Below are 25,224 nucleotides of genomic sequence, written 5' to 3' on the forward strand. Positions count from 1 at the left end.
TGCGATGAAACAGCTTGGACAAAAGGCGATGCGCGGAGCGATCCGTGTCGGCATGGCGGCGGCGCTGCCGATTGCGGGGCTCGCTTGGTGGAAGCGCGACGAGATCGCGCGGCTGCGCGCGGTGAACCGGCTGTTCGAGCCCGACCGGATCGTCGGCAATTTCTCCAACATGCCCGCGCTGTTTCATTCGCGCGAGATTGCGCGTGGCGACGGGCCGGTGTCGGACCTGCCCCGCGGAGCGGAGGATGCGCTGCCCGCTGGTGTCGACGACTGGATCGAGCGGCGCGGGATCACCGCGCTGGTGAAGCTGCGCCATGGCCAGATCACGCATGAGCGCTATTTCCGCGGCACTGCGCCAGAGGATCTGCGGATCTCATGGTCGATGGCGAAAAGCTTCCTCTCGGCCACGCTGGGGATCCTGCACCATCAGGGTGTCATCCCCGATCTCGACGCGCCGCTCACCAGCTTTGTACCGCAGCTGAAGGGGTCGGGCTATGACGGCGTCACGATTCGAGATGCGCTGGTGATGTCCTCGGGCGTGGCGTTCAACGAGGACTATCTAGATTTCCATTCGGATATCAACAAGATGGGTCGTGTGCTGGCGATGGGGCGGTCGATGGACGCCTTCGCAGCCTCGCTCAAGATCCGCGAGGCGGAGCCGGGGGCGCGGATGCTCTATGTCTCGATCGACACGCATGTTCTGGGCATGGTCATTGCGGGCGCGACCGGGGCCGACCCGGCGCAGGTGATGGGCGAATTGCTGATCGTGCCGATGGGGCTGGAGGCCGCGCCCGTGATGCTGACCGACGGGCTGGGCGTCAGCTTCGTCCTTGGCGGGCTGAACCTGCGGACGCGCGACTATGCGCGCTTCGGCCAGATGTTCCTGCAAAAGGGCTTCTGGAACGGCCGCCAGATCGTGCCCGAGGACTGGGTTACGAAATCGACCGCGCTGCAGGCGCCGAAGGGCGAGGGCTACGGCTATCAATGGTGGGTGCCCGTCGACACGGCGGATCACGGCGGCGACTATTTCGCGCGCGGCATCTATGGCCAGCATATCTATGTCAGCCCCGCGACCGACGCGGTGATCGCGATTAACGCCGCCGACTGGCGTTTCAAGGAGGAGGGCGTCGAAGAGGAAAACCTTGCCATGTTGCGCCGCATCGCCGAGGTTTCCTGAAAGGGGAGGGCCGCGCGATGCAGATGTATGAGGCGATCAACGTTCTGGGCGGCCCCTTGCAACCCTGTTCGCTCAAGCCCCGGACCGGTTTTTTCCGTGATGGCAGCTGCAACACCTGCTGGGAGGATAGCGGCTCGCATACGGTCTGCGCGGTGATGACGTCGGAGTTCCTCGCCTTCTCGAAATATCTCGGCAACGACCTGAGCACGCCGCGCCCAGAATACGACTTTCCGGGGCTCAAGCCGGGCGACCGCTGGTGCCTGTGCGCGTCGCGCTTTTTGCAGGCGGCGCAGGAGGGCTGCGCGCCCGAGGTGATGCTGGCCTCGACCCATCGCGATGCGCTGCGGGTGGTGCCGTTCAAGGTGCTGGCCGATCATGCGGCCGAGAAGAAGGGCGGGAAGGGCTGAGGCTCAACCCGTCGCGCCGCCCACCGGAACCCAGAGCACATCCTCGATCTTCGGCGCGCCGGTCGCGAGCATCACCAGGCGGTCGAAGCCGAGCGCGATGCCCGACGCTTCGGGCATGATCTCGAGCGCTGCGAGGAAGTCTTCGTCGATCGGGTAACGCTCGCCGTAAAGCTGTTCCTTCAGGTCCATATCGGCCTCGAAGCGGCGGCGCTGCTCGGCCGGATCGGTCAGCTCGCCGAAGCCGTTGGCGAGTTCTACCCCGCAGGCGTAAAGCTCGAACCGTTCGGCCACGCGGGCGTCATCCGGGGCAGGGCGGGCCAGCGCGGCCTCGGCCAGTGGATAGCGGTCCAGAATCATTGCGCGGCCATGGCCCAGATGCGGTTCGACCTTCGCGACCAGCAGTTTCGAGACGATGTCGGACCAGCTATCCGCATCGGCAACCGCAAAGCCGATCGCCTCGCATTGCCCGCGCAGGGCCGCCACGTCCGTTTCCGCTCCGTCGCAGGTGCCGAGCAGGTCGATCCCGGCATGGCGTTCGAACGCGTCGGCCACCGACAACCGCTCAGGTTCGGCGAAGGGATCGCACTCGGCGGTGCCATAGCGCAGCACGGGCGATCCCGCTGCCTCCGCGGCCAGCCGCAGCATCGCCGCGCAATCCGCCATCAGCGCGGTGTAGTCTTCGCCCGCGCGATACCATTCGAGCATGGTGAATTCGGGCGAATGGCGCTTGCCCGCCTCGCGGTTGCGCCAAACATGGGCGAAGGCGGCGATGCGCGGCTCGCCCGCCGCCAGCAGTTTCTTCATCGCGAATTCGGGCGAGGTGTGCAGATACATCCGCCGCGCCGCGCCGTCATTGCCGATCATGTCGGTGGCGAAGGCGTGCAGATGCGCCTCGTTGCCGGGCGAGACCTGCAGAGCGCAGGGATCGACTTCGACGAAATCCTCTGCCGCCAGCCAGCCGCGGATCGCGGCCTGAATGCGGTTGCGCGCGAGCAGGGCAGGGCGGCGGTCGGCGTGGCGCTCGGGCGTCCAGAACGGGGGCATGGAAGGCCTTTCAGGCTGGAAATCGGGGCGCAAATGGTTTAGGCGCTCTGCAATCCGGGCGCCAGAGCCTGTTTTATCCGAATTCAAAGGGGTCCTTTCATGGCGAAAGTCATCGCTTCCTCTGTCCGCAAGGGCAACGTGCTAGAAATCGACGACAAGCTTTACGTCGTGATCACCGCGCAGAACATCCATCCCGGCAAGGGCACGCCCGTGACGCAGGTCGACATGCGCCGCATCTCGGACGGCACCAAGGTGTCGGAGCGTTGGCGCACGACCGAGCAGGTCGAGCGCGCCCATGTCGAAGAGCGTGAATACGATTTCCTCTATGAGGATGGCGAAGGCTACCACTTCATGGACCCCGAGACCTACGAGCAGCTCGCGGTTCAGGAAGACGTGATCGGCGATGCGAAAGTATTCCTGCGCGACGGGATCCGCGTTCATCTTAAGACCTTCCAGGAAAACGCGATCGCGATCGACCTGCCGCAGAAAGTCACTGTCGAGGTCGAAGAGACCGAGCCGGTCGTGAAGGGTCAGACCGCCTCGTCGAGCTACAAGCCCTCGATCTGCACCGGCGGGATCCGCGTGATGGTGCCGCCGCATATCGGAGTCGGTACGCGCATCGTGATCAACACCGAAGACACCACCTATGTGGAGCGCGCGAAGGACTGATCCTCGCAGCGATCTGATAGAAAAGGCGCCCTTCCGGGCGCCTTTTTTGTTTACGGATGGGAAGTGTAGGTCAGGCGGGGCGTTGCGCGGGGCGGGCGGGCCAGACTTCCAGCAGACCAGCTGCGAGTACGAGCGCGCCGCCTGCGATCTCCATAGCGGAGAGCAGCTCTCCTGCGATCAGCGCGGCGGAGACCGCGCCGACCAGGACCTCGCTCATCAGCAAGATTCCGATCCGCGCCGGTTCGAGCCGGACGGTGGCCCACATCAGAGCTGCCGTCGCAGCGCCCCACCAGAACACCCCGGCGGAGATGGTCAGCCCGAGTGCGGCGGCCCAATCGACCCCGCTCGCGGGAAGGGGCGCGAGGAACGGCGCGAGGCAGAGCGCGGTGAGGGCCGCGCCAGCCGCGAAGGTGAAGGTGGCCGGGCCGGGCGAGAGCGTCGATCTGGTGCGCATCCCGGTGGTCGCGACCGACCAGATCACGCCGCCGACGAGGGTCATCCATTCGCCGAGGCTGCTCGGCAGGGGCAGGCCGCCGCCCGCGCCCAGCATCAGACCGAGCCCGGAGAGACCCACGACGATCGCAGCCATCCGCAGCCGCGAGACCGGCCAGCCCATCACGAACCGTCCGATCAGCACCGACCAGACCGGGGTGAGAAACCACAGCAGGATCACCAGCGCGACGCGGCCATAGAGGAAACCGATCGAATAGAGCGCGAAGGCCGCACCGCCGAGCGCGACCGAGGCCAGCGCTGCGGGCGTCGCAGTGGCAAGCTCGGCGCGTTTGGCCCATGCGACCGGCGCCATTGCCGCGCAGGCGACCACGGTGATCGCGACCGTGCCCCAGGCGCCCGCCAGACCATGGCCGTCTAGCGCGCGCACCGGCAGCCAGTAAAGCCCCCAAAGCGCGCCCGTGATCAGCGTGATCGCGCTGGCGATGAGGGTGACGCGGGCCTCGCTCACCCTTTGATCCGCTCGATCCACGCTTCCAGCGCGGCCAGCGCCTCGGGCTCGTCGAGGAAGGGGATATGGGCGCGGTCGGCGACGCGGGCATAGATCATGTCCGGGCGGCGGCGCTGCATCTCTTCGACGGTGGCGTCGCTCAGCAGATCGGAATTCGCGCCGTGGATCAGGACGAGCGGCAGCCCCTCGGTCGCCTCGAAGAGCGGCCAGGCGGGCTCCACGCCGCCCTTGAAGGCGCCGAGGAAAGCCTCGCGCAGGGCGGGGTCGTAATTGATCTTCAGCCCGGTCTCGGTCTCGACGTAATGGTGGCGGACCTCCATCGCCCAGCGGTTGGGTGGGACGTCGGCGAAGCCGGTCATCGCCTCGGGCAGCTTCTCGGCCATTTCCGCGTAGCTCTTCGCCGCCGGGTTGCGCCCGATATAGTCGAAGATCTTGTTCAGCCCCGTCTCGTCGAGAACGGGGCCCACGTCGTTCAGCGCAAGCCCGGTCATCCGCTCTTTCGCGGTCAGCGCGAGATACATGCCTACGAGCCCGCCGCGCGAGGTGCCGAGGATCGCGGCCTTCTCGATCCCGAGATGATCGAGAAGCTGGAGCGCATCCGCCGCTTCGCGCGGCACGGTGTAGGTTTCCTGTCCGGTCCAGTCGCTCTCGCCGCGGCCGCGATAATCCATGCAGATCAGCCGCACGTCCTTCAGATGCGGGGCGACATAGTCGAAATCTCGGGTGTTCCGCGTCAGACCGGACAAAGCCAGGATCGGCACGCCGCTGCCGCTGTCGCGATACGCGATCTTCGCACCATCATCCGCGGTAAAGAAATCCATTACGCCGCTCCTCTCTGGATTGCTGACCTGTCCGCGATCATAGTGCGTCAGAGGGAGATCGCCATGGCTGACACGCTGGAAAGATTACACGAAAGACTGAGCGCGCTCGAAGACGAGATCGAAGGGGAATGGGACCGTCGCCGCGAGGCGATGGCGTTCCGGCTCGATCATAACCGGGTGGTGTTCGAGGCGGGCGTGCGCGATGCGCACCGGCAGGCGCGTGTGGGCCTGTTGCGCTTTCTGTCCTACGCGCGCCCGATGGTCATTTTGACGGCTCCGGTGATCTATTCGCTGATCGTGCCCTTCGTGCTGCTCGATCTTTTCGTGAGCCTCTATCAGGCAATCTGTTTTCCGATCTATCGTATCGCCAAGGTGAAGCGCTCCGATCATATCGTGGTCGACCGTCAGCATCTGGCCTATCTCAACGCGCTGCAGAAGCTGAACTGCGTCTATTGCGGCTATTGCAACGGGCTTCTGAGCTATGTGCGCGAGATCGCCGGCCGGACCGAGCAGTACTGGTGCCCGATCAAGCACGCGCACCGGGTGAAGGGGCCGCATCTGCGCTACCGCGATTTCGTGGAATACACGGATGCCGAAGGGTTTCAGGCGCAGACGATGCGCCTGCGGCGCGCGCTGCGCGAGATGGAGGAGTGAGCGCGGCTCAAAGGTGGTCGGGCACCGCGCGCAGGTCCGTCAGGATCGCCGCGGGTTTATAGGGCAGCCGTTCGACCGGAGCGTTTGCGCGGTTGACCCACAGCACCCGGAAGCCCGCCTTCGCCGCCCCCGCCGCGTCCCAGCCATTCGACGAGATGAAACAGGTATTCTCCGGTTCGACGCCCATTTTCTGCGCGATCATGTCGTAGACGGCGGCGCGCGGTTTGTAATGGCCGATCTCGTGGATCGAGAGCACCTCGTCGAGCAGATGCCCCACGCCCGCCGCATGAACCGCAGCCCCCAGCATGTCGGGCGCGCCATTCGACAGGATCGCACGCCCGACACCGCGATGGTGCAGCGCATCGAGCATCTCGGGCACTTCCGGGAAAGCGGGCAATTCGCGGTAAAGTGCCATCAGCCGCTCGGCCAGATCGGGATCGTCGAGATCCTGCGCCGCCATCGCCCAATCGAGCCCGTCGCGGGTCAGCTGCCAGAAATCGACGTAATCGCCCATCACCTCCCGCAGCCAGCTATATTCGAGCTGCTTGCGACGCCAGTCTGCTGCAAGGCGCGGCCAGATCTCGGTCAGGCGCGGTTCCTCGGCGGCCAGATTGCGCGCGGCGGCGTCGACGTCGAAGAGCGTGCCGTAGGCGTCGAAGACGCAAAGCTGAATGGACATGATATTTCCTCCCGAGCTTCACCCTAGCGTCGGTGGGGTCGGGTGCAAGGGTCAGTAGATGTCGCGCGAGGCTTGCGTCGCGGCGACGAGCCCTTCGGCGAGACGCTCGGCAAAGCCATTGTCGCGCAGCGTGGTGAGGCCCTTGGCGGTCGTGCCCGCGTAGTCGATCATCTCCTGCACATGGGCCTGAGGGGGCGGACCCTCGGCCATTATCTCTCCGGCCGAGAGAAATAGCTGGCGCACCGCGCGGTCGGCGATCTCGGGCGTGACGCCCTGATCTTCGGCATGACGCACCATCGCAGCCGCGCAGGCGGCGACGAATCCCGGCACCGGGCCGGTCATCGCGGTAAAGAAGTCGATCTGTGCCTCGTCGTGCAGTTCGTCCGTCTGCCCGCAGGCCTGGAAGAGGGCGCGGGTGCGGGTGCGGTCTTCCTCGGTCACGGCGTCGCTCGCGAACCACGGCGAATAGGCGAGGCCCTTTGCGGCGGCGGGGTTCGACATGGCGCGGATCACGCGGGGGCTGGCGCTGATGCGGGTGAGGTCGGCCAAAGGCACGCCCGCCATGACGGAGATCACCAGCTTGTCTTTCGCATCGATCCTGAGGTCTCGGGCGGCGGCGGGCGGCACGCAGAGGATCACCACGTCGCAAGCCTCTGCCAGTGCCTGCGGATCGGTCAGCACGTTCTGGGGTGGGAAGCCGTCAATGCCAGGCACGGTGCCGGAGCGGTTGGCCATCAGAAGCGACCTGGGTTCCGCGCGCCAGAGCGCCTCCGCGATTGCCGCGCCGAGCATGCCCGAACCGATGATGCCGATGGAGAAATCGAGTGCCATGCGCGCCTCCCTGCGTGTTCGGGGCAGCCTAGCGCGGGGCAGGGGATGGGGGAAGGGAGGGAGGTCCGCTTCAAACACGAGACTGCGCCCGGAACGCGGCGAAGCCGCAGGGCGCGCGCCGGCCCGTCCCCGCGGGCTGGCGCCTTGGCCAACCGCGCGAAACGCAGCCATGTTCAAGGTATGTGGCTTGGATAAAGCGCTGCCGCACAGAGCGTGAGCCGCGCCACCCCACGGGCCGGCGCGCGCCCTGCTTGCGATTGGCTGAGCTTACAGGTTCTCTGCCGCGGGCATGCCCATGACGTGATAGCCGCTATCGACCGAGATGATCTCACCGGAGGTGCAGGCACCATAATCCGAGAGCAGATAGACCGCCGTACCGCCGATCGCTTCCAGCGTCGCGTTATGGCGCAGGGGCGAATTGTGCTCGGTATGGCGGAAGGTCTTGCGCGCGCCGCCGATTGCGGCCCCGGCCAGCGTCTTCATCGGGCCGGGCGAGATCGCGTTCACGCGGATGCCGTCGGGGCCCAGATCGGCTGCCAGATAGCGCACCGCCGATTCCAGCGCCGCCTTCGCCACGCCCATCACGTTGTAATAGGGGGTCACGCGCTGCGAGCCCATATAGGTCAGCGTGATCATCGAGCCGCCGTCGTTCATCAGTTCCGAGGCACGCTTGGCCACGTCGATGAAGCTGTAGCAGGAGATCGTCAGCGAGTTCTTGAAGTTCTCGCGGGTGGTGTTGATGAACCGTCCCGCGAGTTCGGACTTGTCGGAATAGGCGATGGCGTGGACGACGAAATCGATCGAGCCCCATTCCTCTTTCAGCTTGGCGAAGGCGGCGTCCATCGAGGCGTCGTCATTCACGTCCACATCCAGCAGGAATTTCGAGCCCACGCTCTCGGCCAGCGGTTCGACCCGTTTGCCGAAAGCCTCCCCTTGGTAGGAGAACGCGAGTTCCGCGCCTTGCTCGGCCAGTGCCTTCGCGATCCCCCAAGCGATCGAACGCTCGTTGGCGACCCCCATCACGAGGCCGCGCTTACCCTTCATCAGTTCCGCCATTCCCGTCCCTGCCGCCGTTATAAATTCGTTAGTCCAAATATTTGCTCATCACGAGCGACGCGTTGGTGCCGCCGAAACCGAAGCTGTTCGACAGGACCGAGTCGAACTCGACATTGTCGATCCGCTCCATCGCGATCTCTTCGGCTTTGATCGCCGGGTCGAGTTCGGTGATGTTGGCCGAGGCCGCGATGAAGTTGTTTTCCATCATCAGCAGCGAATAGATCGCCTCATGCACGCCGGTCGCGCCGAGCGAGTGCCCGGTGAGCGATTTGGTCGAAGAAATCTTCGGCACGTTTTCCTCGCCGAAGACGCGGCGCACGGCCTGCACCTCGGTCACGTCGCCTGCGGGCGTCGAGGTGCCGTGGGCATTGATGTAGGAAATCTTGCGGCCTTCGGGCAGGGTGCCGACCGCGAGCTTCATCGAGCGCTCGCCGCCTTCGCCCGACGGCGCCACCATGTCGTGCCCGTCCGAGGTCGCGCCGTAACCGGTGACTTCCGCGTAGATCTTCGCGCCGCGTGCCTTGGCGTGCTCGAGTTCTTCAAGCACGACGACGCCGCCGCCACCCGCGATGACGAAGCCGTCACGGGTCGCGTCGAAGGCGCGCGAGGCCAGCTCGGGCGTGTCGTTATATTTCGACGACATCGCACCCATCGCGTCGAACAGACAGCTCAGCGTCCAGTCCAACTCCTCGCCGCCGCCGGCGAAGACGATGTCCTGCTTGCCCATCTGGATCAGCTCGGTGCCGTTGCCGATGCAATGCGCCGAGGTCGAGCAGGCCGAGGTGATCGAGTAGTTCACGCCCTTGATCTTGAACGGCGTGGCCAGACAGGCCGAGTTCGTCGAACTCATGCAGCGAGTGACCATGAACGGCCCCATCCGCTTGGGCGAGCCCTTCTCCATGACGATGCGATGCGCCTCGAAGAAGTTCGAGGTGGACGGACCGCCCGAGCCCATGATCAGGCCGCTGCGCGGATTCGAGATGTCGCTCTCTTCCAGGCCGCTATCGGCCAGAGCCTGCTCCATCGCGATGAAGTTATAGGCCGCGCCCGGGCCCATGAAGCGCAGGTTGCGCTTGTCGATATGGTCCTCGAGCGTGATCTTCGGCTGGCCTTTGACCTGGCTGCGGAAGCCGCGCTCGGCATAATCCTCGGCGAATACGATGCCGGATTTGCCGGCCTTCAGGCTGGCGGTGACTTCTTCGGCATTGTTGCCGATGGGCGAGACGATGCCCAAACCGGTGATGACGACGCGGCGCATGCGGGCCTCCTGTCTTGTCTGTCTATGGGGGTCAGCTCTCGGAGAGCGCGACCTTCATGTCCTTGACCTCGTAGATCACGTCACCGTCGGCCTCGACGATCCCGTCGGCGACACCCATGGTCAAGCGACGCGTCTGAACGGCCTTGGTGAAATCGACCTTGTAGGTCAGCATTTTACGATCCGGGCGGACCATGCCGGTGAGCTTGACCTCGCCCACGCCCAGAGCATAGCCGCGACCCTGCCAGCCACGCCACCCCAGGTTGAAACCGGTCAGCTGCCACAGGCCATCGAGACCGAGACAACCGGGCATGATCGGATTTCCGGGGAAGTGGCATTCGAAGAACCACAGGTCCGGGGTGATGTCGAACTCGGCGACAACGTGACCCTTGCCGTGCTTGCCGCCATCGCCCGAGATATCGGTGATGCGATCCATCATCAGCATCGGCGGCGCCGGTAGCTGCGCATTGCCGGGGCCGAACAGCTCCCCGCGTGCACATTTCAGAAGATCTTCTTTCCCGAAGCTCGTCGGAAACCCAGCCATCGGCGCTCCTTCCCGGTTTTGGCGTGCTTTTGCATCCCTCTATCACCGCGTGGCCGCGCGGCGCAAGGGCGACGGTCGTCGGTCGCGCGCTCGGGCCCGCGCTCGCGCGGTTTCATTGAAACCTGAGTGGAAAAGTCTCATATAGGTAGCGAGGAGACATGACATGGCTGTGACGAATTCGACCGAACAGCGCCGCGGACAGGAATGGCTGACCCGCGGCGGGCTGCGTCCCACCCGTCAGCGACTGGCGCTGGCCACATTGCTCGTGGGCGATGGGGAAAATCGTCACGTCACCGCCGAAAGCCTCTACGCGGCCGCGTGCGACGCTGGCGAAAAGGTCTCGCTCGCGACCGTCTACAACACGCTCAAGGCGTTTTGCGATGCCGGGCTGATGCATGAGATCACTGTCGATGGCGCACGCAGCTATTTCGATACGCGCATGGACGATCACCCGCATTTCTTCTGGGAAGACGACAATCGCCTGTCGGATGCGCCGGCCGAGGAACTGAAACTCGCCTCGATCCCGCAAGCCCCGGAAGGCGCCGAGATTACCCGCGTCGACGTCGTGATCCGCGTCCGCAAGGCCTGATTGCCGCTTCTTCTTGGCGAAAATATCCCGGGGTGAATGGCCGTAGGCCAGAGGGGCAGAGCCTCTGTATTGCGTCGCCCTCAAACCTCACGGCAGGATCGCGAGCCAGCCCCAGATCGTCAGGATCGACAATGCCGTCGCGATCAGCACGGCCGAGGCCGCGACTCTGCGCGCTACCCCGTAGATATTCGCGAAGAGATAGGCGTTCACACCGGGTGCCATCGCCGCTGTCAGCGTGGCCGAGCGAAGGGACGCGGTGTCGACGCCGAAGCCGAAATGCGCAAGGCCGTAGGTGATCGCCGGATGCAGACCCAGCGACAAGCCGGTGATCATCGCGATCGCTTTCGCGTCGCCTTCTGGGCGGTAGCGATAGAGCACGCCGCCCAGCCCGAACAAGGCCGCTGGCAGGGCCGCGCGGGCCATCATGTTCATCGCCTCCATCAGAGGATGGGGCAGGGGCTGACCGGTCAATGTGGTGAGTATCTTGATCACGAAGCCCGTCAGGATGCCGATCACCAGCGGCGTCCGGATCACCCCGATCAGCGCGTTGAGGCCGACGCGCCCGAGCGACGTGCCGGTGCCGGACGACCGCACCATCTCCATGGCGAGGATGCCGATCGTGTAGAGGAAGGGCGAATGGACCGAGATGATCGCGAAGTTGCCCGACAGCGCATCGGTACCATAGGCGCGCTCGGTGATCGGGACGCCCAGCAGCAGAGAATTCGAGAACAGGCAGGCGAAGCCGATCGCGACGCTTTCGGGGCCGTTGCGGCCCATCGCGCGCGCGCCGGTGATGCCGATCGCGAAAGAGATCAGCGCCCCCGCGTAGAAGGCGGCCATCATCGACCAGTTATAGCTCTGCGTCAGATCCAGATTCGCGATCGAGCGCGCCAGAAGCACGGGCACCGCGAAATTCTGCGCGAAACGCATCAGCCCGTCGACCGCGCCCTCGGAAAACAGCCCGCGCAAGGCCACGACATAGCCGAAACCGATCACGAGGAAGACCGGCAGGATGACGTTGATCAGGACGCTCATTAGAGACCGAAATCCAGAACCATTCCGTCATGGGCAGGGCGGATGTGATCGGGCGTCTCGTTGGCGACCGCATCGTGGTCGAGGTCGATATGCATGTTGGTGAGCACCGCGCTTGCGGGTTGGGCGCGTTCGATCCATTCCAGCGCGCGGGCCAGATGGGCGTGCGTCGGATGCGGCTTGCGGCGCAGCGCGTCGAGCACCCAGCAATCCAGACCGTCGAGATGTTTCCACGCCTCTTCGGGGATGTCCGAGACGTCGGGCAGATAGGCCAGCCCGCCGATCCGGAAGCCGAGCGCGTCGATATTGCCATGCTCGACCCGGAAGGGCTGAAATTCGATCGAGCCGCCCGCGCCGGTGACCTGGAAAGGCCGCTCGCGATGGATCGATTTCAACTCGCAGATCGGTTTGTAATTGCTGTCCGAGGGCTGAACGAAGGCATAGGCGAAGCGGTCCAGAAGCGCGGTCTCGGTATCGGAATCGGCCCAGACGGGCAGGCGGGTGCGCATGTTGAAGACGATCTGGCGCAGATCGTCGAGCCCGTGGACGTGATCGGCATGGCTATGGGTGTAGACCACCGCGTCCAGCTCGCCCACGCCCGCGGACAGAAGCTGCTGGCGCATGTCGGGCGTGGTGTCGATCAGAACCCGTGTCGTGCCCGATTGCGACACGCGCTCCACCAGCATCGAACAGCGCAGCCGGTGGTTCTTCGGGTTCGCCGGGTCGCACTCGCCCCAGTTGTTGCCAAGGCGCGGCACGCCCCCCGAGGAGCCACAGCCGAGGATCGTGAAGCGCATCCGGCTCATGCAGCGACGCTCCCGCGTTCGCCATGTTCGGCGGCTTTCCAGAACAAACGGTCGAAATTGGCCTGCGTCGCGGCGGCGAATTCCTCCAGCGGCAGGCCGAATACATCGGCGCCGACCTTGGCGGTGTGGGCGGTATAGGCGGGCTCGTTGCGCTTGCCGCGATAGGGCGGCGGCGCGAGATAGGGGCTATCGGTTTCCACGAGGATCCGGTCGAGCGGCGCGGCGGCGAAGATGTCGCGCACTTCCTGGCTTTTCGGGAAAGTCGCGATGCCGGACATCGAGAGATAGAAGCCCAGATCGACAGAGACCTGCGCGAGGCGCGGCCCCGACGAATAGCAATGCATGACACAGGAATAGGGCTTGGCCTTCATCCCCTCGGTCAGGATCGCTTCCATGTCCTCATCGGCGTCGCGCGAATGGATGATCAGCGGCAGGCCGGTTTCCTGCGCGGCTTCGATATGCAGGCGCAGGGAGGTTTTCTGCACCTCGGCACTCTCGGCGGTGTAGTGATAGTCGAGCCCGGTCTCGCCGATACCCACGAATTTCGGGTGCTTCGCCAGCGCCACCAACTCGTTCACGGTTGCCATCGGTTCTTCGGCCACGCTCATCGGGTGGGTGCCCGCAGCGTAGAAGACGCCCTTATGCGCCTCGGCGATGGAGCGCACGGAGGGCTCGTTCTTCAGCTTGGTGCAGATCGTCACCATCCGGGTCACGCCGGCGGCGTTCGCGCGGGCGATGATGTCATCGCGCTCACCGTTGAAATCGGAGAAATCGAGATGGCAATGGCTGTCTGTGATCTCGGGCGGGAGGGTCAAAATCGGCTCCTTTCGCGCCGCATCAGGAGGCGGCGGCTGTGATCTCCAAGACGATATCCATCACGAGCGCGGCAGGGTCAAGGTTGACCGCCCGGCCGTGGGCGGCGCGTGCGCCCATGCTCTGATGAAGGGCGGCCCATTTCATCGCTGCCTGATCGTCGGGCGACAATCGTGCGAGAAGCTGTGCCTCGCCGGGGGCGGCCTCGGGGTGGGGCGGTCCCATCACGCCCGCGCGCGCGGCACGCGAGAGAAAGAGGTCGATCAGGTTGAGCACGAGGATGAAGCGGTTCTCGTTCGCCTTGCCCACGCAGCTTTCGGCCAGCGCCAGCGCGCCCAGACGGTCGAGCCGGGGAAGGGTGCCCATCAGGTCGACGAGCTTGGCATAGGTCGTCATGCCGTCCTGATTGATCAGCCGGATCGCGGCGCCGACGGAGCCGCCCGAGAGTGCGGCCAGCGCGTGGTGGTCGAGGTCCGGCGGCTCGCCATCTTCCTCGGCGGCTGCAATCGCGGCTTCCATCTGCTCGGCCGAGAGCGTGCCCAGTCGCAATTCGCGACAGCGGGAGCGGATCGTTGGCAGCAGCCGCGCCGGCTGATGCGCGATCAACAGGAAGGTCACCCGCGGCGGCGGCTCTTCGAGTAGTTTCAGGAGCGCGTTAGCGGCCTGCGTGTTCATCTCGTCGGCAGCATCGACGATCACCACGCGTCGCCCGCCCTCGGCGGCAGACAGATGCAGGAAGGAGCGCAGCTTGCGCACCTCGTCGACACGGATGTCCTGCGACAGCGCGGATTCGGTGGCGTTGGGCCCGCGTTTGAGCACAAAGATACCGGGCTCCGATCCGGCGTGGATACGACTGAGCGCCGGGTGGTTCGGATCGGGCTCGAGGCTGGTGGGGCGTTCCGGTTCGCCGAACAGGCCCGGCCCATCCTCTTCGGGTTGGGTCATCAGAAAACGGGTGATCCGCCATGCCAGCGTCGCCTTGCCCACGCCGCGCGGTCCGGTCAGCAGCCAGCCGTGATGCAGCCGTCCCATGTTGTACGCGTCGAGAAAGCCCTCTTCGGCCCGCGCCTGACCCACCAGACGCAGCGTGTCGCGCGGGTGTCGCGCACCGGGCGCAAGGGTCGGATCGGGGAGATCGGCGAGGCTCATGGCGGCACTCTAAATGCGCGCGCGGGCGGTTTCCAGCGGGGTTTTCGCGTAAGGCTCGGGGGCTCGGCTATCGGCGCGGGGCGAGCAGTCCCGGGTCGCACCCCCTCGGCCCCTAGTTGTGCAGTTCCGCCTGCACGGCGCTCAGCACATCGGCGGCAATTTCATCCGCCTCTCGCGCACCGTCGATCACGCGGAAGCGCTCCGCGAATTCCTCGGCCAGAGACAGGAACCCCGCGCGCATCTTTTCCTGCAAGCCGACCCCGAAATCCTCGAAACGTTCTTCGGTGCCCTGGCGCCCCTTGGCGCGGGCGAGGCCGGTGGCGGGGTCGATGTCGATCAGCACGGTCAGGTCCGGCTCGCGCCCGATCATCAGGGCGTGCAGCTGATCGACGACCGCGCGCAGATCGCCGCGCGAGAGGCCCTGATACATCCGGGTCGAATCTGCGAAGCGGTCGCAGATCACGACCTTTCCGGCGGTCAGTGCCGGTTCGATCACGCGCTCCAGATGGTCGCGGCGCGCGGCGGTGAACAGAAGGATCTCGGTCTCGGCCGACCAGCGGTCGGGATCGCCTTCGAGAACCAGCCGACGGATTTCCTCGGCCCCCGGGGAGCCGCCGGGTTCGCGGGTCAGAACGACTTCGCGCCCCGCAGCCCGCAGGGTTTCGGCCAGCATCCGCGCCTGTGTGGATTTACCCGATCCGTCGATCCCCTCGAAGCTGATGAACATGCGCGCTTAGCTGTTCACCCGTTCCATCGCCGCTTCGAACGCCTTGCCCGAGAGCCGCGCCAGAGCCGCTTTCACGCGCACGACGAAGCCGCCCTTCTTGACGTCCTCGGTGGCGACCAGCGGGATTTCGTTGGCATTGTCGAGGCCGGGCACGGTGATCACCAGCTTGCCGACCTCCTGACCCTGCTTGATTGGCGCCTGCAGCGGGCCTTTGAACACGGCCTCGGCGCTGACCTTGTCTTTCGCGCCGGCGGGGATCAGCAGCGACAGATCGGTTTTCGGCGCAAGACCGACGGTCGACTTCCCGCCCAGCCACACCGGCGCTTCTGCGAGCTTGGTGCCCGCTTTGGCAACATCCTTCATCACGAACTGACGGAAGGCCCAGTTCGCGACCGCTTCGCCTTCCGAGCGACGCGCCTGTTCGGAATCCATGCCCGCGAGGACGAAGACGATGCGACGCTCGCCCATCACGGCGGATCCCACGAGGCCGTAGCCCGCTTCCTGCGTGTGACCGGTCTTCATGCCGTCGGCCTTCCAGTCGGCGGCGCGGATGTCCAGAAGCGGATTGCGGTTCTCGGCATTGGCCGGGGCGCGATCCTTGTAGTTGAAATGGGTCTCGCTGAAGAAGTGATAATATTGCGGGAAATGGGTGATGATCCGGCTTGCGACGATCCCGAGATCGTGGACCGACATGCGCTGACCGGGGTCGGGCCAGCCATTCGAGTTGGCGAACATCGAGTTCTTCATGCCCAGTTCATGCGCGCGCTTGGTCATCAGATCGGCGAAGGAGGACTCCGAGCCCGCCAGCCCCTCGGCCACCACGACGCAGGCGTCGTTGCCCGAGTTGATGATGATGCCCTGGATCAGGTCGCGCACGGTGGGGCGGTCGGTCGTGTTGAGGAACATCGTCGAGCCGCCCATCGACTGCGCATGCTCGGACACCGGGAAGGTTGTGTCCATCGTCACCCGACCGTCTTCCAGCGCCTCGAACAGCAGATCGAGCGTCATCAGTTTCGACATCGAGGCCGGCGGCAGCGGGATATCCGCGTTCTTCGCCATCAAGACGGTCTTGGTCGAGAGGTCATAGACCCAAGCGGCATGAGCCTTGGTGTCGAAAGCGGCGGCGGGCAGGGCGAACAGGCAGGCTGCAAGTGTGGCGGCGATCAGGCGAATGAAGGTCATATCTTCTGCGTAGTCCTATTTCGAGACGGGATAGGCGTCGGGGTAGCCCAGCCCGTGAATTTTGGTCTTGAGCGCGTCGAGGTCGGATTTCGTGGGCGCAGGGCCCGCGATCACGCGCCAGAAGGTCTTGGAATGGCTTTGTTCCTTTACGATCTCGGCGATCACGCCGGCCTTCGCCATCTGGCTCTGGGCGCGTTTCGCATTCGCCTCGGCGGAAAAGATACCGATCTGGATATAACCAGCGCCAGTGCTCATCTTCGGCGTGCTGGGTTGTGGAGCCGCTGCGGCCACCGGTGCCGCCGGGGCCGGTGCCGGGGCAGGCGGCGCGCCGATCGCGGGTTTGACCGGCTTGGCCGTGGGCTTCGGCGTGCCCTGCGCCTTGGCGATCCCGGCCGCGGCAGTCGAGGTTACCTCGTCGAGCGACTTCTGTTCCACCGCCTCGGGGGCCGCGATCACCGGCTTGTCGACGAGCGGCGCGGGGTTGTCTTGCTTGACCGGAACCGTCTCTCGGCGCAGCGCCACCACGGACAGCTCGGTCGGCGCGCCCGCCAGAAGTCCCAGCGCATTGGCCGCGTCGGAACTGACCTGCAGTTTCGGTCCCGGATTGTCGTTTTCGCGCTTGAACAGGGCCCCGATCACGAATTTGCCGTTCGACGGGTTGCGGATGATCACCCGCTCGGGATCCTTCACATTCGGATGCGCGACCCAGACTCCGCCGAGCGAGGGACGCCCGTCCCACAGGCCCTTCTCGTCGACCGAGAAGACCTGCGGCGCTTCGACATCTCGCTCGATCATCTTCTGGCCGTTCTCGGTGACGGCCTCGGCCGCACCGGGCGCCGCGGTCTCATCGGTCGGCTTCTTCTTGAAAAGCCCGAACGGGGAGCCTCCGCTCTCCTGACAGCCCGCCAGCGCGATCCCCGCGCCCAGCATAAGGGCAAAGCCCGTTACACGCTTGCGCGTCATTCCCGTCTGCTCACTCATCCTGTGCCCCTTCTCGCGCGGTTCGCCCGCCTCTTGCATGCGCGTCTGCACCGCTTGCGCCATGCCTTGCGCGCGATCCTAGCGATTTGCAGAGCCCGTGAAAAGCGGCCCCAACGCCCACGCGCGGAAATCGGCGCGCGAGACTTTCAGAATCGCGTGAAGCGGTCTAAGCGAGACCCGTCGGAGGAGTGGCAGAGTGGTTTAATGCACCGGTCTTGAAAACCGACGTAGGTGAAAGCCTACCGTGGGTTCGAATCCCACCTCCTCCGCCACCTTTGAGGGTTCGTCGCAAGGCTCTGAATTAAAAAGATTAATTCTAGGCCCCTGGACTTTTCAACACTCGCTTACCACACCAACTTACCACACCTGTTGGTGGTGGTGTCGTAGAGGCAGATCGGTTCGCCTGGGTCGCATTTGTGGTGCTGACGCTTCCACACGGCATTATTGCGTTGGGCGTAGGGCTTCCTTTGGGATTTTGCCAAAGGCTCCTCAGGCGTGCCTTGGATTCGGCGTGGTCGAAAACGTGGGTGCTTGAATGAGTGTTTGCAGAGATCGGCGATTGCCAATCAGAACCTGCAATCACTCAACATTTCGCCGAACTTAGTCTGAGCAGGCATCAAAGTCACAAACATCAAGGTCGCTAACTAGGCGGCAACGGATTGTGAAACTTCCGAAAATGCCTGGTTCGTCTGAGCGGCTACCAACGATCCGATGGCAATCATTCTTGCATGGTTTTTGATCTTCTGGATCGCCAACCCTTTGACGGTGTCATTTGAGTAAACGATGGATGTGATGTATCGTTCTAAATTGCCTTCATCTAGCGCGGTCCATGCATCGCTTTGCGCTTGTTTTTCAACAAATTCTCCAAGTCTATCGATTAAATGGAAGGGGTGCAGCCCGTCAGCTCGGTGACTCCACGTGGCCTGAAGGCTGGCGATTTCGGTCCAAAAGCCACATTTTCTGAGGTCTATCATCGTTGACGTAAGCAACTCAAGAAAGTCTGAGGAGCAGCCTCGAGCAGAGCCTTGAACATCACTTAGCGTGAATTTTCGCTTTTGTATTCGCTTAGAGTCTCCAAAATAAAAGCACACCGACCAGTTCATTGGCTCCTCTATGTTCGCGAGTTCAAACCGTGTTCCGCTCTTGAAGCGTAGGTGGGGAATGCTGAACCTAAACCGCCTATTTGCAGGATATGTCCTCCCAGAATTGTCAGGTCTAGTGAGGATGCTCTCTGTGTGCTTTATCAAGGAGTTGGCATCAAGTTTATCTGCCGCAACTAGCTCATCTTTGGGCGTGCCCTTAACTGCTTCGCCGATTAAATAGGTGAAGAGCGGTGGGATGGCATTCCCAATCATTTTAAACTTTTGAGCGTGGCTTGAGCCAAGAAACTGGAAGCTGATTGGGAAACTCTGAAGTGATGCTCTTTCTCGCACCGACAATCTACGATAGCCGCCAGCTTCTTCGTCCTCGATGATTAGGCTTTCTCGAGATACTCTCGTGCAGGTCGCAGTCACTGTTCTGCTCGACCTATCGAGCGGGTCTGGGAAGGGCATTCCGTTGTAGACCGGGTGCGCGACCTTCATATCCTTATTGAAGCGCTGTTCCTCCCAATTTAAGCGCTCCTCTGGTTCATTATCCGTTACCGCAACGCTGGGGCATTCCTTGAATATCGGCTCGCGACCAATTTTTAGCTGGGAAATGATATCCCCTAGCGTTGGGCGGGCGGTTTTCTGAGAGTAAGACTTTAAAAGATTGAAGTCGAAATTGCCAGCAATGCAGCGCCTGCGGCGTTGTGGAAGTCCGAAATCTGCCAAATCAAATATCTCAATATCTGCCTGCTCAAATAAATCTGCGAATCTGTTCAATGCGCCGCCAGGTAGTATTTCTTTCTCAAGTACGGATTTGACGCGAGGCACATTCTCAAATGCCCAAGCTTTTGGCTTGCAGGCCCTGACCACGCTCAAGAATTTCGCAATGTCCAGCAAGCCGTCGGCGACGTCTCCAGATCCGCCCCGGTTAGAGTATGAGAATTGTGTGCACGGTGGGCTGCCGACGACTAGGTCAACTTCTTTGGGCAAGGTGCTCGGGTCGAGGGTTCGGATGTCAATGACTTCAACGTTCGAACCGCAATTGGCGAGATGCGTTGTCGCAGCGGGTTTCCACCATTCATAGGACTTCAGGACCGTGAAGCCGGAGAGCTTTAGGCCAACTGACCACCCACCGACGCCAGCGTATAGATCAATAACCCGCACTCAGTTCCTCGCTCAATCGTTTTCCAGTAGTTAGCACGCCACCACAATGGGATCCAGTGATTACATCTGAGTGCGCAAGATGTACACCATCGTCGTGATCCCTAGCGCCGTTGAGCGAGCGTTCGAGGTAGCTTTCTGCTATGTTTGCTCCGCTTCGTTTACTCATCAATGATGCCATCCAGTTGTTCCATCAAACTGGTTGCAATGGACTTGGCGTCTGGGCACAAAGAGCAATCGGAAAGTAGCCTCCGAACTTTGCTTCGAAGTCGCCGGCATTCACCAACAAGCGCATCCGATGCTTTGCCCGACATGTACGGCCCTGGACGCGGGAGGCCATCTGTTTTGGGGGGTACGTCGAAGAACTTGTGGCCCTTGCTAATTTCCCCAATTCGCCCACCATTCACGCCGAACCAAGAGGCAATGTCATGCTGCCGGTCGCCTCTGATCAGCATGCCCTTTACAATCGCGGCGTCTGCCTTGCTAAGCCTTACACCACTGTTCTCGGCGCGCTTCACAACAGAATTCCTAGATGGCTTGGTAGACTATACGCTACCAGGATGGCCGCGTAACGCAACGCTGCGATCAGCGCGAAAACTGGCTAGGTTGTCTCTAAGGCGCTGCAGTGGTGTCTGGAGCCAAGATGGAGCAGGGGGTAACCGACGCTAGATGATATGCTTTCCTGACTGTCGTGCAGGGGATGGCGTTTCATCCGCCAGCGTGTATTCTCCCATTAACATCAGTTAACGAGCGACTTACGTCGATGGAAACGCATCAATACTCACATCTTGGGGGCAGTGATGCCCTGCCCAAAGCAGAGCTGGATGAAATTCTTGCCGCCATCAGTCGATGCAAAATACCCATAGAGAGGGGCGTCGGCCCCGAACTTCGTAATGACATCCTGGATGGGCTTAAGGAGCAAGGGTGGACCGATAAAGTTCAGGTGGCGCACGGGTCCAAGATTTCGATTGCTTCGCAAAAGAACCGCGTCGGACTTGGCATTCAGACTGCTGGAAATATGTCAAGGATGTATGCAGACCTCATTAAGCTCCAGCAAATGTACTTGGATGGCCTGATTGATGTTGGCGCTTTAATTCTCCCAACCGCAGTGGCGGCTCGTACACTTGGTGATAATCTTGCCAACTCAGACCGGCTCGAAGGCGAGTTGGCGATTTTTCGGAAAGTCATCCATATTCCCCTTGTAATCTTTTCCTTTCAATGAGGCTGAATAATGAATAAAGTAGAGAGCTCAACTCTTGCAGAGAAGAAATTTGGCTGGCCGCTTCCGTCTAGGCGTCAAGCTTTCTCCGATTTGACTAAGGAGGCGTTAGAAAAGAGAGTTGATTCTCACAGGATTGAAAACTTTAAGGGGAAGACAATAAGTCTGCCAATACTTAGGGTGGAGATTGGTCTCCCGAAATATAGAATTGCAAATGGTAGAACCTCATCGATTCAAGAAGAGTGGGTTGTTACGAAGGGAGTAGACGAAAGCTTTTTTACAGGAGGGGATCCTGAATTATATACTTTGCAAGAGGCTCAACATGAAATTCTTTGTGAAATGATTGGGGAAGAGGGGCTCTCTGAAAAGTTCCGAGATCCAAATAATAAACAAGTCGAGCCGCTTCTCCTGGACGAAAGCGGTTTTGTAATAAACGGAAATCGTCGCCTATGCAGCTGGCGCAACTTATATTACTCGGACCAAAAAAAATACTCGCACTTCAGTCATGTTGACGTAGTAGTGCTGCCTAAGTGTGAGGAAAAAGAGCTCGACGCAATCGAATCGCGTCTCCAAATCGAAAAAGATATTCGAAGTGACTATACGTGGCATGCCGAGGCCAAGATGTTCAAAGAGAAACAACGAAAGTTCGGCTACACGACGTCCGAGCTCTCTCGGCAGTACAGGAAGACGAAGAAAGATATCGAAGAGCTTTTCGAGATAAGAGATTTGGGGTCTGAATATCTCTCGGCGCGTGGAAAGAAAAATATGTGGTCGCTCTTGAACGAGACCGAGCACACGTTCAAACGTCTGAACAAGGCGATGAAGGAGCAAAAAAGCTTAGCGGATCGTGAAGTTCTAAAAGAAATCGCATTTCATTACATCGATGATCCCGATGCTGCGGAAGAGAGGCTTTATACATTCATCCCCAAACTCGGTAAGCACCTAAGTTCTGTAAAAAGTGAGCTTAGAATGGAGTTTTCTGGTGCGGACGCCAAAGAAATAGACGATCAAGCTTTGCAGGCCTTCGGTGGCGGAGATTCCTCCTCGACCGAAGCGAGCGATATGAACCTCGTAGCAAATGTCTTTGCCTCCCCAGCGGACATTAGCAAAGCGCAGGACATAATAGTGGAGACATTGAAGGCTGAGAAGGAGAAAGTCGGTGAAGAAGCTAAGGCTAAGTACTTTTTAAAGCAGCTCCATAAAACGCGCTCTGCGTTGAACGATGCTTTGAACCTCGGCCTTACCCCGGAAGCAGAGATTGAGGGGGCCGAGAAGCAATTAGACGCTATTGAGGCTTCCATCGTGCGCATTCGAGAGTTCATTAAGCAGCGGAAAAAATAAATTGCTCTCGTTTGATTATGTTGAAAAGCATGGACTTGCTCTTCTCCGCTGGTCCGAGAATGACTCGCAGGAGAAGTGGCAAAAGCTAATAGTATCGATTTGTTTGGAGGCCTCTGAAGCAACAGAATTTAACAGCTCGAATGCATTAACCTTGCCGTGGTGGGCATTTCTTGCGGTCCGTGGCCAGGTGCTGAATGTGATTTCAGCCTTTGGCTTGAAGGCCGGTGAAGACTTTGAAATCTCAAATCCAGCCGTCGCACGGCTTAATCACTCTCGCGAGATGCAGGAGAGCTTCCTTTCTGAAGAAACACAGAATTTAAGCGAAACAGACCTCACGGAACGCCTTCGATCGGTAGGCTTTCAGCGTACATTAACGCCAGAGCAGGTTCGAAATGTTTCCAAGCTTTTAGCGAGGCCCAGCGGAGCATCGTTTTCAGTTCCTGGGGCAGGAAAGACGACCGAAGCACTTGCTTTCTACGCGCTTCGTGCTGCCGAGAACGATGGTCTTCTCGTCGTAGCTCCCAAGAACGCGTTTGCGGCCTGGGATGAGCAATACTTACAATGCTTTCCTAACAGAGCGGAAAGGTTTGAAAGGCTCCGAAAGACGGATCAAATTGCCCGTCAGTTGTCCGACAACCCAAAGCTCATGCTCATTGGGTATCAGCAGTTAGTAAGGGTGCGAGAGCGAATCTCCGAGCACGTTAGTAAGACGCGGCCATTTGTTTTTCTTGATGAGAGCCATCGAGTCAAAAATATCGAAAGTCAGCAATCGCAAGCCATATTGAAGATGTCGCATTTGCCGAAAGGAAAGCTGATATTGAGCGGTACACCAATGCCGCAATCTACTGAGGATCTTGTGCCGCAGTTTAGATTTCTTTTCCCTGAGGTAAGTGCGTCGCCCGAAAATGTCGTGGAGCGCGTGCAGAGGGTATACGTTAGAACTACGAAAGATGAGCTTGGGTTGCCTGCCGTTTCGCGGAAAATAGTTCGTCTTCCAATGGATACTTATCAAGAAAAACTGTATTCGCTCTTGAAAAGCGAATTGGCTCGTGAGGCTGAACGGGCGCTCACCGATAGCACTAAGGGCGCATTGCGCAGATTTGGACGCTCGGTGGCAACTGTCCTTCAGTTCGTTTCAAATCCTGCGCTGCTCGCAGACAAGCCGGAGTTTCGGTACGCCTCTGAGCTTACTCATGCTTTGAGCGAGGGCGAAGGTCCGAAAATTAGGTATGTAATTAGCAGGGCTCGAGAGCTCACAAAGCAAGGCCACAAGGTTTTGATTTGGTCTTCTTTTGTTAAGAACGTGGAATACCTTGCAGAGTGTCTTCGCGACCTTGGTGCGGTGTACATACATGGCGGTGTCGACGCAGGGAGTGACGAAGATGAGGATACCAGAGAGGGCAAGATCAAGAAGTTTCACGACGATGCCAACGCTCAGGTTATGATTGCAAATCCGGCGGCGGCTAGCGAAGGAATTAGTTTGCATCGCGTCTGCCACCATGCGATTTATCTCGATCGTAATTTTAACGCCGCTCAGTACCTACAGTCGGAAGACCGGATTCATAGGCTCGGGCTGCCGCCCGGTACAGCGACTACTCTCGAAATAGTGGAGTGCGAGGGTACAGTGGACGAGACAGTCAGGCTTCGTCTTGAAAGCAAGGTTTCCGCGATGGCGCAGGTCCTTCGGGATCACTCGCTAAATATTTCTCCTATTTGGGAAACTGGGGAGGCAGAGCAGGAAGTAGACAGCGCAGGCCTAGATAAGGGAGACGTTGCAGCGCTCGCTGAGGCCCTTAGCTCCAAATGAGACCTGCTCTTCTCACTCCGAGTGCGGCATACGCTTGCATCGATCTTCTTGCCGAAGTTACCGCGCAGAGACTTACTCTTTCAGAGCTCAAAAATCTGCATTTTCCTTCCATTAGTGCTCAAACTGTAGTGGATAATGTGACGGCGCTGGGCTGGGTCATCGAGGAAGCCGACGGTAGTGTTGCAACTACCCATCGAGGACAGGAATGTCTAAATCTCAATGAGGCAACTGAACAGCTGCGCTTCCTGCTCTCTGACTATTTCCTCTTGCGACGAGATCCTTGGCTACAACTGGCGCGTCGCGGTCGCATTCATGTATTACTGCAGGCCCCACCAGAAATCGCTCAGTTGCTTCATGAGGCGCAATTGGCAGAAGGTGAGCAAGATTATATTGTCCGTTTCTGGGACGATCTTGCGGATCGCATTCGGGGCGATAGGGATAGGAACAGGACTGAAGTTGGTAGAACTGGCGAGAGGTTAAGCTTGGCCTACGAAACGAAAAGGACGGGAAAGAAGCCGAGGTGGGTCGCATTGGATAGTGATGAATTTGGTTACGACCTGCTGTCTCAAACCTCTGAGACAGACCTTACGCTGACAAAGATCGAGTGCAAGTGCTCCGAAAGAACACTGGCTGAGGCAACTCTGTACCTCACACGACATGAGTGGGAAACGGCTGATAGCTCGGAGAGATACTACTTCCATCTTTGGAATATTGCATCACACAAAACACGCCTCGCAATTGTATCTGTTGAAGACATGAGGCAGCATATCCCCGAAAACAAAAACCGCGGTAGCTGGGAGGCTGTACAAGTGCCGTTTCTCGCTTTCGCGCCGCTGTTTGCCTCCAGTTAGTCGCGCAATGTTCGCCGGCCGACAATATGCTCTGATTTTAATCTGAAACTTGAGTGGTCTATCTTCGGTCCTGCATTTCAGAGCTAGAAAATCTCTTTTTCTATAAGTTTCAGTGTCTTGCGGCCCGGTGAAGGCGTCTGGGTTCTTAAACCCGAAGCCCTCGGCGGCCTCAATGAGACGTTCTACAAAGCCTCAAACCTGCTACCAGATATACCGACCTATCGACCCTTTAATCTGCTTTCACACCGGCCGTAACGTCTAGCCATTTTCTAGTTTGTGTTTCGGTGGGCGGCGGCAATGAAGTGATCTGATCCCCGGAAACTGGACCGTTTGAAGCTGGAGTTTTCCGCTACGCTTCCTTGGCTGGAAGAGGAGTGGAA

25 protein-coding genes and 1 tRNA gene are annotated in these 25,224 nt (G+C 60.6%); 10 read left to right on the top strand and 16 right to left on the bottom strand.

The features are described 5' to 3' along the window. Window positions 1-4 precede the first annotated feature (4 nt). A complete protein-coding gene (locus tag B6V76_RS18035; RefSeq protein ID WP_088728089.1) occupies window positions 5-1,177 on the top strand; it encodes a serine hydrolase in 1,173 nt (390 codons plus the stop codon). 17 nt (window positions 1,178-1,194) lie between these two features. Next, a complete protein-coding gene (locus tag B6V76_RS18040) occupies window positions 1,195-1,584 on the top strand; it encodes a DUF2237 domain-containing protein (RefSeq protein WP_088728090.1) in 390 nt (129 codons plus the stop codon). Between the two features lie 3 nt (window positions 1,585-1,587). Here B6V76_RS18040 and epmA read toward each other — a convergent pair whose 3' ends face one another. Beyond that, window positions 1,588-2,628 (bottom strand): EF-P lysine aminoacylase EpmA, encoded by a 1,041-nt coding sequence (gene epmA, locus B6V76_RS18045; RefSeq protein WP_088728091.1) that lies wholly within the window; start codon window positions 2,626-2,628, stop codon window positions 1,588-1,590. Window positions 2,629-2,727: 99 nt separating this feature from the next. Here epmA and efp point away from each other — a divergent pair, with 99 nt between their 5' ends. After that, window positions 2,728-3,297, top strand: coding sequence for an elongation factor P (gene efp / locus B6V76_RS18050; RefSeq protein WP_075776922.1), 570 nt, complete (start codon window positions 2,728-2,730; stop codon window positions 3,295-3,297). 70 nt (window positions 3,298-3,367) lie between these two features. On the opposite strand, the gene B6V76_RS18055 is transcribed toward efp, so the two are convergent. Both B6V76_RS18055 and B6V76_RS18060 read right to left on the bottom strand, forming a co-directional pair. Continuing rightward, on the bottom strand, window positions 3,368-4,258 hold the full coding sequence (locus B6V76_RS18055; RefSeq protein ID WP_075776921.1) for a DMT family transporter: 891 nt from the start codon (window positions 4,256-4,258) through the stop codon (window positions 3,368-3,370). Then, window positions 4,255-5,079, bottom strand: a complete 825-nt coding sequence (locus B6V76_RS18060) for an alpha/beta hydrolase (protein ID WP_075776920.1) — start codon at window positions 5,077-5,079, stop codon at window positions 4,255-4,257. Before B6V76_RS18060 ends, B6V76_RS18055 begins: the two co-directional genes overlap by 4 nt. A gap of 63 nt (window positions 5,080-5,142) precedes the next feature. Between B6V76_RS18060 and B6V76_RS18065 the strand changes: the two genes are divergently transcribed. After that, window positions 5,143-5,733: a hypothetical protein gene (locus tag B6V76_RS18065; protein WP_088728092.1), complete on the top strand. Its 591-nt coding sequence runs from the start codon at window positions 5,143-5,145 to the stop codon at window positions 5,731-5,733. Between the two features lie 7 nt (window positions 5,734-5,740). On the opposite strand, the gene B6V76_RS18070 is transcribed toward B6V76_RS18065, so the two are convergent. The 5 genes from B6V76_RS18070 to fabA form a co-directional block, all read right to left on the bottom strand. Beyond that, window positions 5,741-6,412, bottom strand: a complete 672-nt coding sequence (locus B6V76_RS18070) for a haloacid dehalogenase type II (RefSeq protein ID WP_075776918.1) — start codon at window positions 6,410-6,412, stop codon at window positions 5,741-5,743. A 51-nt stretch (window positions 6,413-6,463) separates the two neighbouring features. After that, window positions 6,464-7,243, bottom strand: a complete 780-nt coding sequence (locus B6V76_RS18075) for a pyrroline-5-carboxylate reductase dimerization domain-containing protein (RefSeq protein WP_088728093.1) — start codon at window positions 7,241-7,243, stop codon at window positions 6,464-6,466. A 267-nt stretch (window positions 7,244-7,510) separates the two neighbouring features. Next, window positions 7,511-8,299 carry an SDR family oxidoreductase gene (locus tag B6V76_RS18080; RefSeq protein WP_088728094.1) on the bottom strand — a complete coding sequence of 263 codons (789 nt, stop codon included), beginning with the start codon at window positions 8,297-8,299 and terminating at the stop codon, window positions 7,511-7,513. A 28-nt stretch (window positions 8,300-8,327) separates the two neighbouring features. After that, window positions 8,328-9,557 (bottom strand): beta-ketoacyl-ACP synthase I, encoded by a 1,230-nt coding sequence (fabB, locus tag B6V76_RS18085; protein ID WP_075776915.1) that lies wholly within the window; start codon window positions 9,555-9,557, stop codon window positions 8,328-8,330. A 31-nt stretch (window positions 9,558-9,588) separates the two neighbouring features. Then, on the bottom strand, window positions 9,589-10,098 hold the full coding sequence (fabA, locus tag B6V76_RS18090; protein ID WP_075776914.1) for a bifunctional 3-hydroxydecanoyl-ACP dehydratase/trans-2-decenoyl-ACP isomerase: 510 nt from the start codon (window positions 10,096-10,098) through the stop codon (window positions 9,589-9,591). Between the two features lie 163 nt (window positions 10,099-10,261). Between fabA and irrA the strand changes: the two genes are divergently transcribed. Further along, window positions 10,262-10,687: an iron response transcriptional regulator IrrA gene (gene irrA, locus B6V76_RS18095; RefSeq protein WP_075776913.1), complete on the top strand. Its 426-nt coding sequence runs from the start codon at window positions 10,262-10,264 to the stop codon at window positions 10,685-10,687. Between the two features lie 87 nt (window positions 10,688-10,774). On the opposite strand, the gene B6V76_RS18100 is transcribed toward irrA, so the two are convergent. The 7 genes from B6V76_RS18100 to B6V76_RS18130 all read right to left on the bottom strand — a co-directional run bounded on the left by B6V76_RS18100 (window position 10,775) and on the right by B6V76_RS18130 (window position 17,377). After that, window positions 10,775-11,722, bottom strand: coding sequence for an AEC family transporter (locus B6V76_RS18100; protein ID WP_088720121.1), 948 nt, complete (start codon window positions 11,720-11,722; stop codon window positions 10,775-10,777). After that, window positions 11,722-12,525, bottom strand: a complete 804-nt coding sequence (locus B6V76_RS18105; RefSeq protein ID WP_088728095.1) for an MBL fold metallo-hydrolase — start codon at window positions 12,523-12,525, stop codon at window positions 11,722-11,724. The genes B6V76_RS18100 and B6V76_RS18105 overlap by 1 nt, the downstream gene beginning before the upstream one ends. Beyond that, window positions 12,522-13,340 carry a TatD family hydrolase gene (locus B6V76_RS18110; RefSeq protein WP_166504629.1) on the bottom strand — a complete coding sequence of 273 codons (819 nt, stop codon included), beginning with the start codon at window positions 13,338-13,340 and terminating at the stop codon, window positions 12,522-12,524. The genes B6V76_RS18105 and B6V76_RS18110 overlap by 4 nt, the downstream gene beginning before the upstream one ends. 22 nt (window positions 13,341-13,362) lie before the next feature. After that, complete coding sequence (locus tag B6V76_RS18115; protein WP_088722518.1) at window positions 13,363-14,487, bottom strand: DNA polymerase III subunit delta'; 1,125 nt, start codon at window positions 14,485-14,487, stop codon at window positions 13,363-13,365. 112 nt (window positions 14,488-14,599) lie between these two features. Next, entirely contained in the window at window positions 14,600-15,214 is a 615-nt protein-coding gene (gene tmk, locus B6V76_RS18120; protein ID WP_075776908.1) for a dTMP kinase, read from the bottom strand. A 6-nt stretch (window positions 15,215-15,220) separates the two neighbouring features. Then, a complete protein-coding gene (locus B6V76_RS18125) occupies window positions 15,221-16,396 on the bottom strand; it encodes a D-alanyl-D-alanine carboxypeptidase family protein (protein WP_077701284.1) in 1,176 nt (391 codons plus the stop codon). 15 nt (window positions 16,397-16,411) lie between these two features. Beyond that, window positions 16,412-17,377: an SPOR domain-containing protein gene (locus tag B6V76_RS18130; protein ID WP_233243154.1), complete on the bottom strand. Its 966-nt coding sequence runs from the start codon at window positions 17,375-17,377 to the stop codon at window positions 16,412-16,414. Between the two features lie 182 nt (window positions 17,378-17,559). Between B6V76_RS18130 and B6V76_RS18135 the strand changes: the two genes are divergently transcribed. Further along, a tRNA-Ser gene (locus B6V76_RS18135) sits at window positions 17,560-17,649 on the top strand. Between the two features lie 372 nt (window positions 17,650-18,021). Here B6V76_RS18135 and dcm read toward each other — a convergent pair. After that, window positions 18,022-19,629: a DNA (cytosine-5-)-methyltransferase gene (dcm, locus tag B6V76_RS18140; protein ID WP_088728097.1), complete on the bottom strand. Its 1,608-nt coding sequence runs from the start codon at window positions 19,627-19,629 to the stop codon at window positions 18,022-18,024. Between the two features lie 760 nt (window positions 19,630-20,389). Between dcm and B6V76_RS18150 the strand changes: the two genes are divergently transcribed. The 4 genes from B6V76_RS18150 to B6V76_RS18165 are packed head-to-tail and all read left to right on the top strand — an operon-like array spanning window position 20,390 to window position 24,844. Beyond that, entirely contained in the window at window positions 20,390-20,848 is a 459-nt protein-coding gene (locus tag B6V76_RS18150) for a BglII/BstYI family type II restriction endonuclease (protein ID WP_166504630.1), read from the top strand. Window positions 20,849-20,857: 9 nt separating this feature from the next. Next, entirely contained in the window at window positions 20,858-22,186 is a 1,329-nt protein-coding gene (locus B6V76_RS18155; protein ID WP_141104940.1) for a hypothetical protein, read from the top strand. 1 nt (window position 22,187) lies between these two features. Then, a complete protein-coding gene (locus B6V76_RS18160) occupies window positions 22,188-23,993 on the top strand; it encodes a DEAD/DEAH box helicase (RefSeq protein WP_088728100.1) in 1,806 nt (601 codons plus the stop codon). Beyond that, window positions 23,990-24,844 (top strand): DUF3883 domain-containing protein, encoded by an 855-nt coding sequence (locus tag B6V76_RS18165; protein WP_088728101.1) that lies wholly within the window; start codon window positions 23,990-23,992, stop codon window positions 24,842-24,844. Before B6V76_RS18160 ends, B6V76_RS18165 begins: the two co-directional genes overlap by 4 nt. Window positions 24,845-25,224: the final 380 nt, after the last annotated feature.

Origin of the sequence: Thioclava sp. IC9 (assembly GCF_002213225.1) — a bacterium.
Lineage (GTDB): Bacteria > Pseudomonadota > Alphaproteobacteria > Rhodobacterales > Rhodobacteraceae > Thioclava > Thioclava nitratireducens.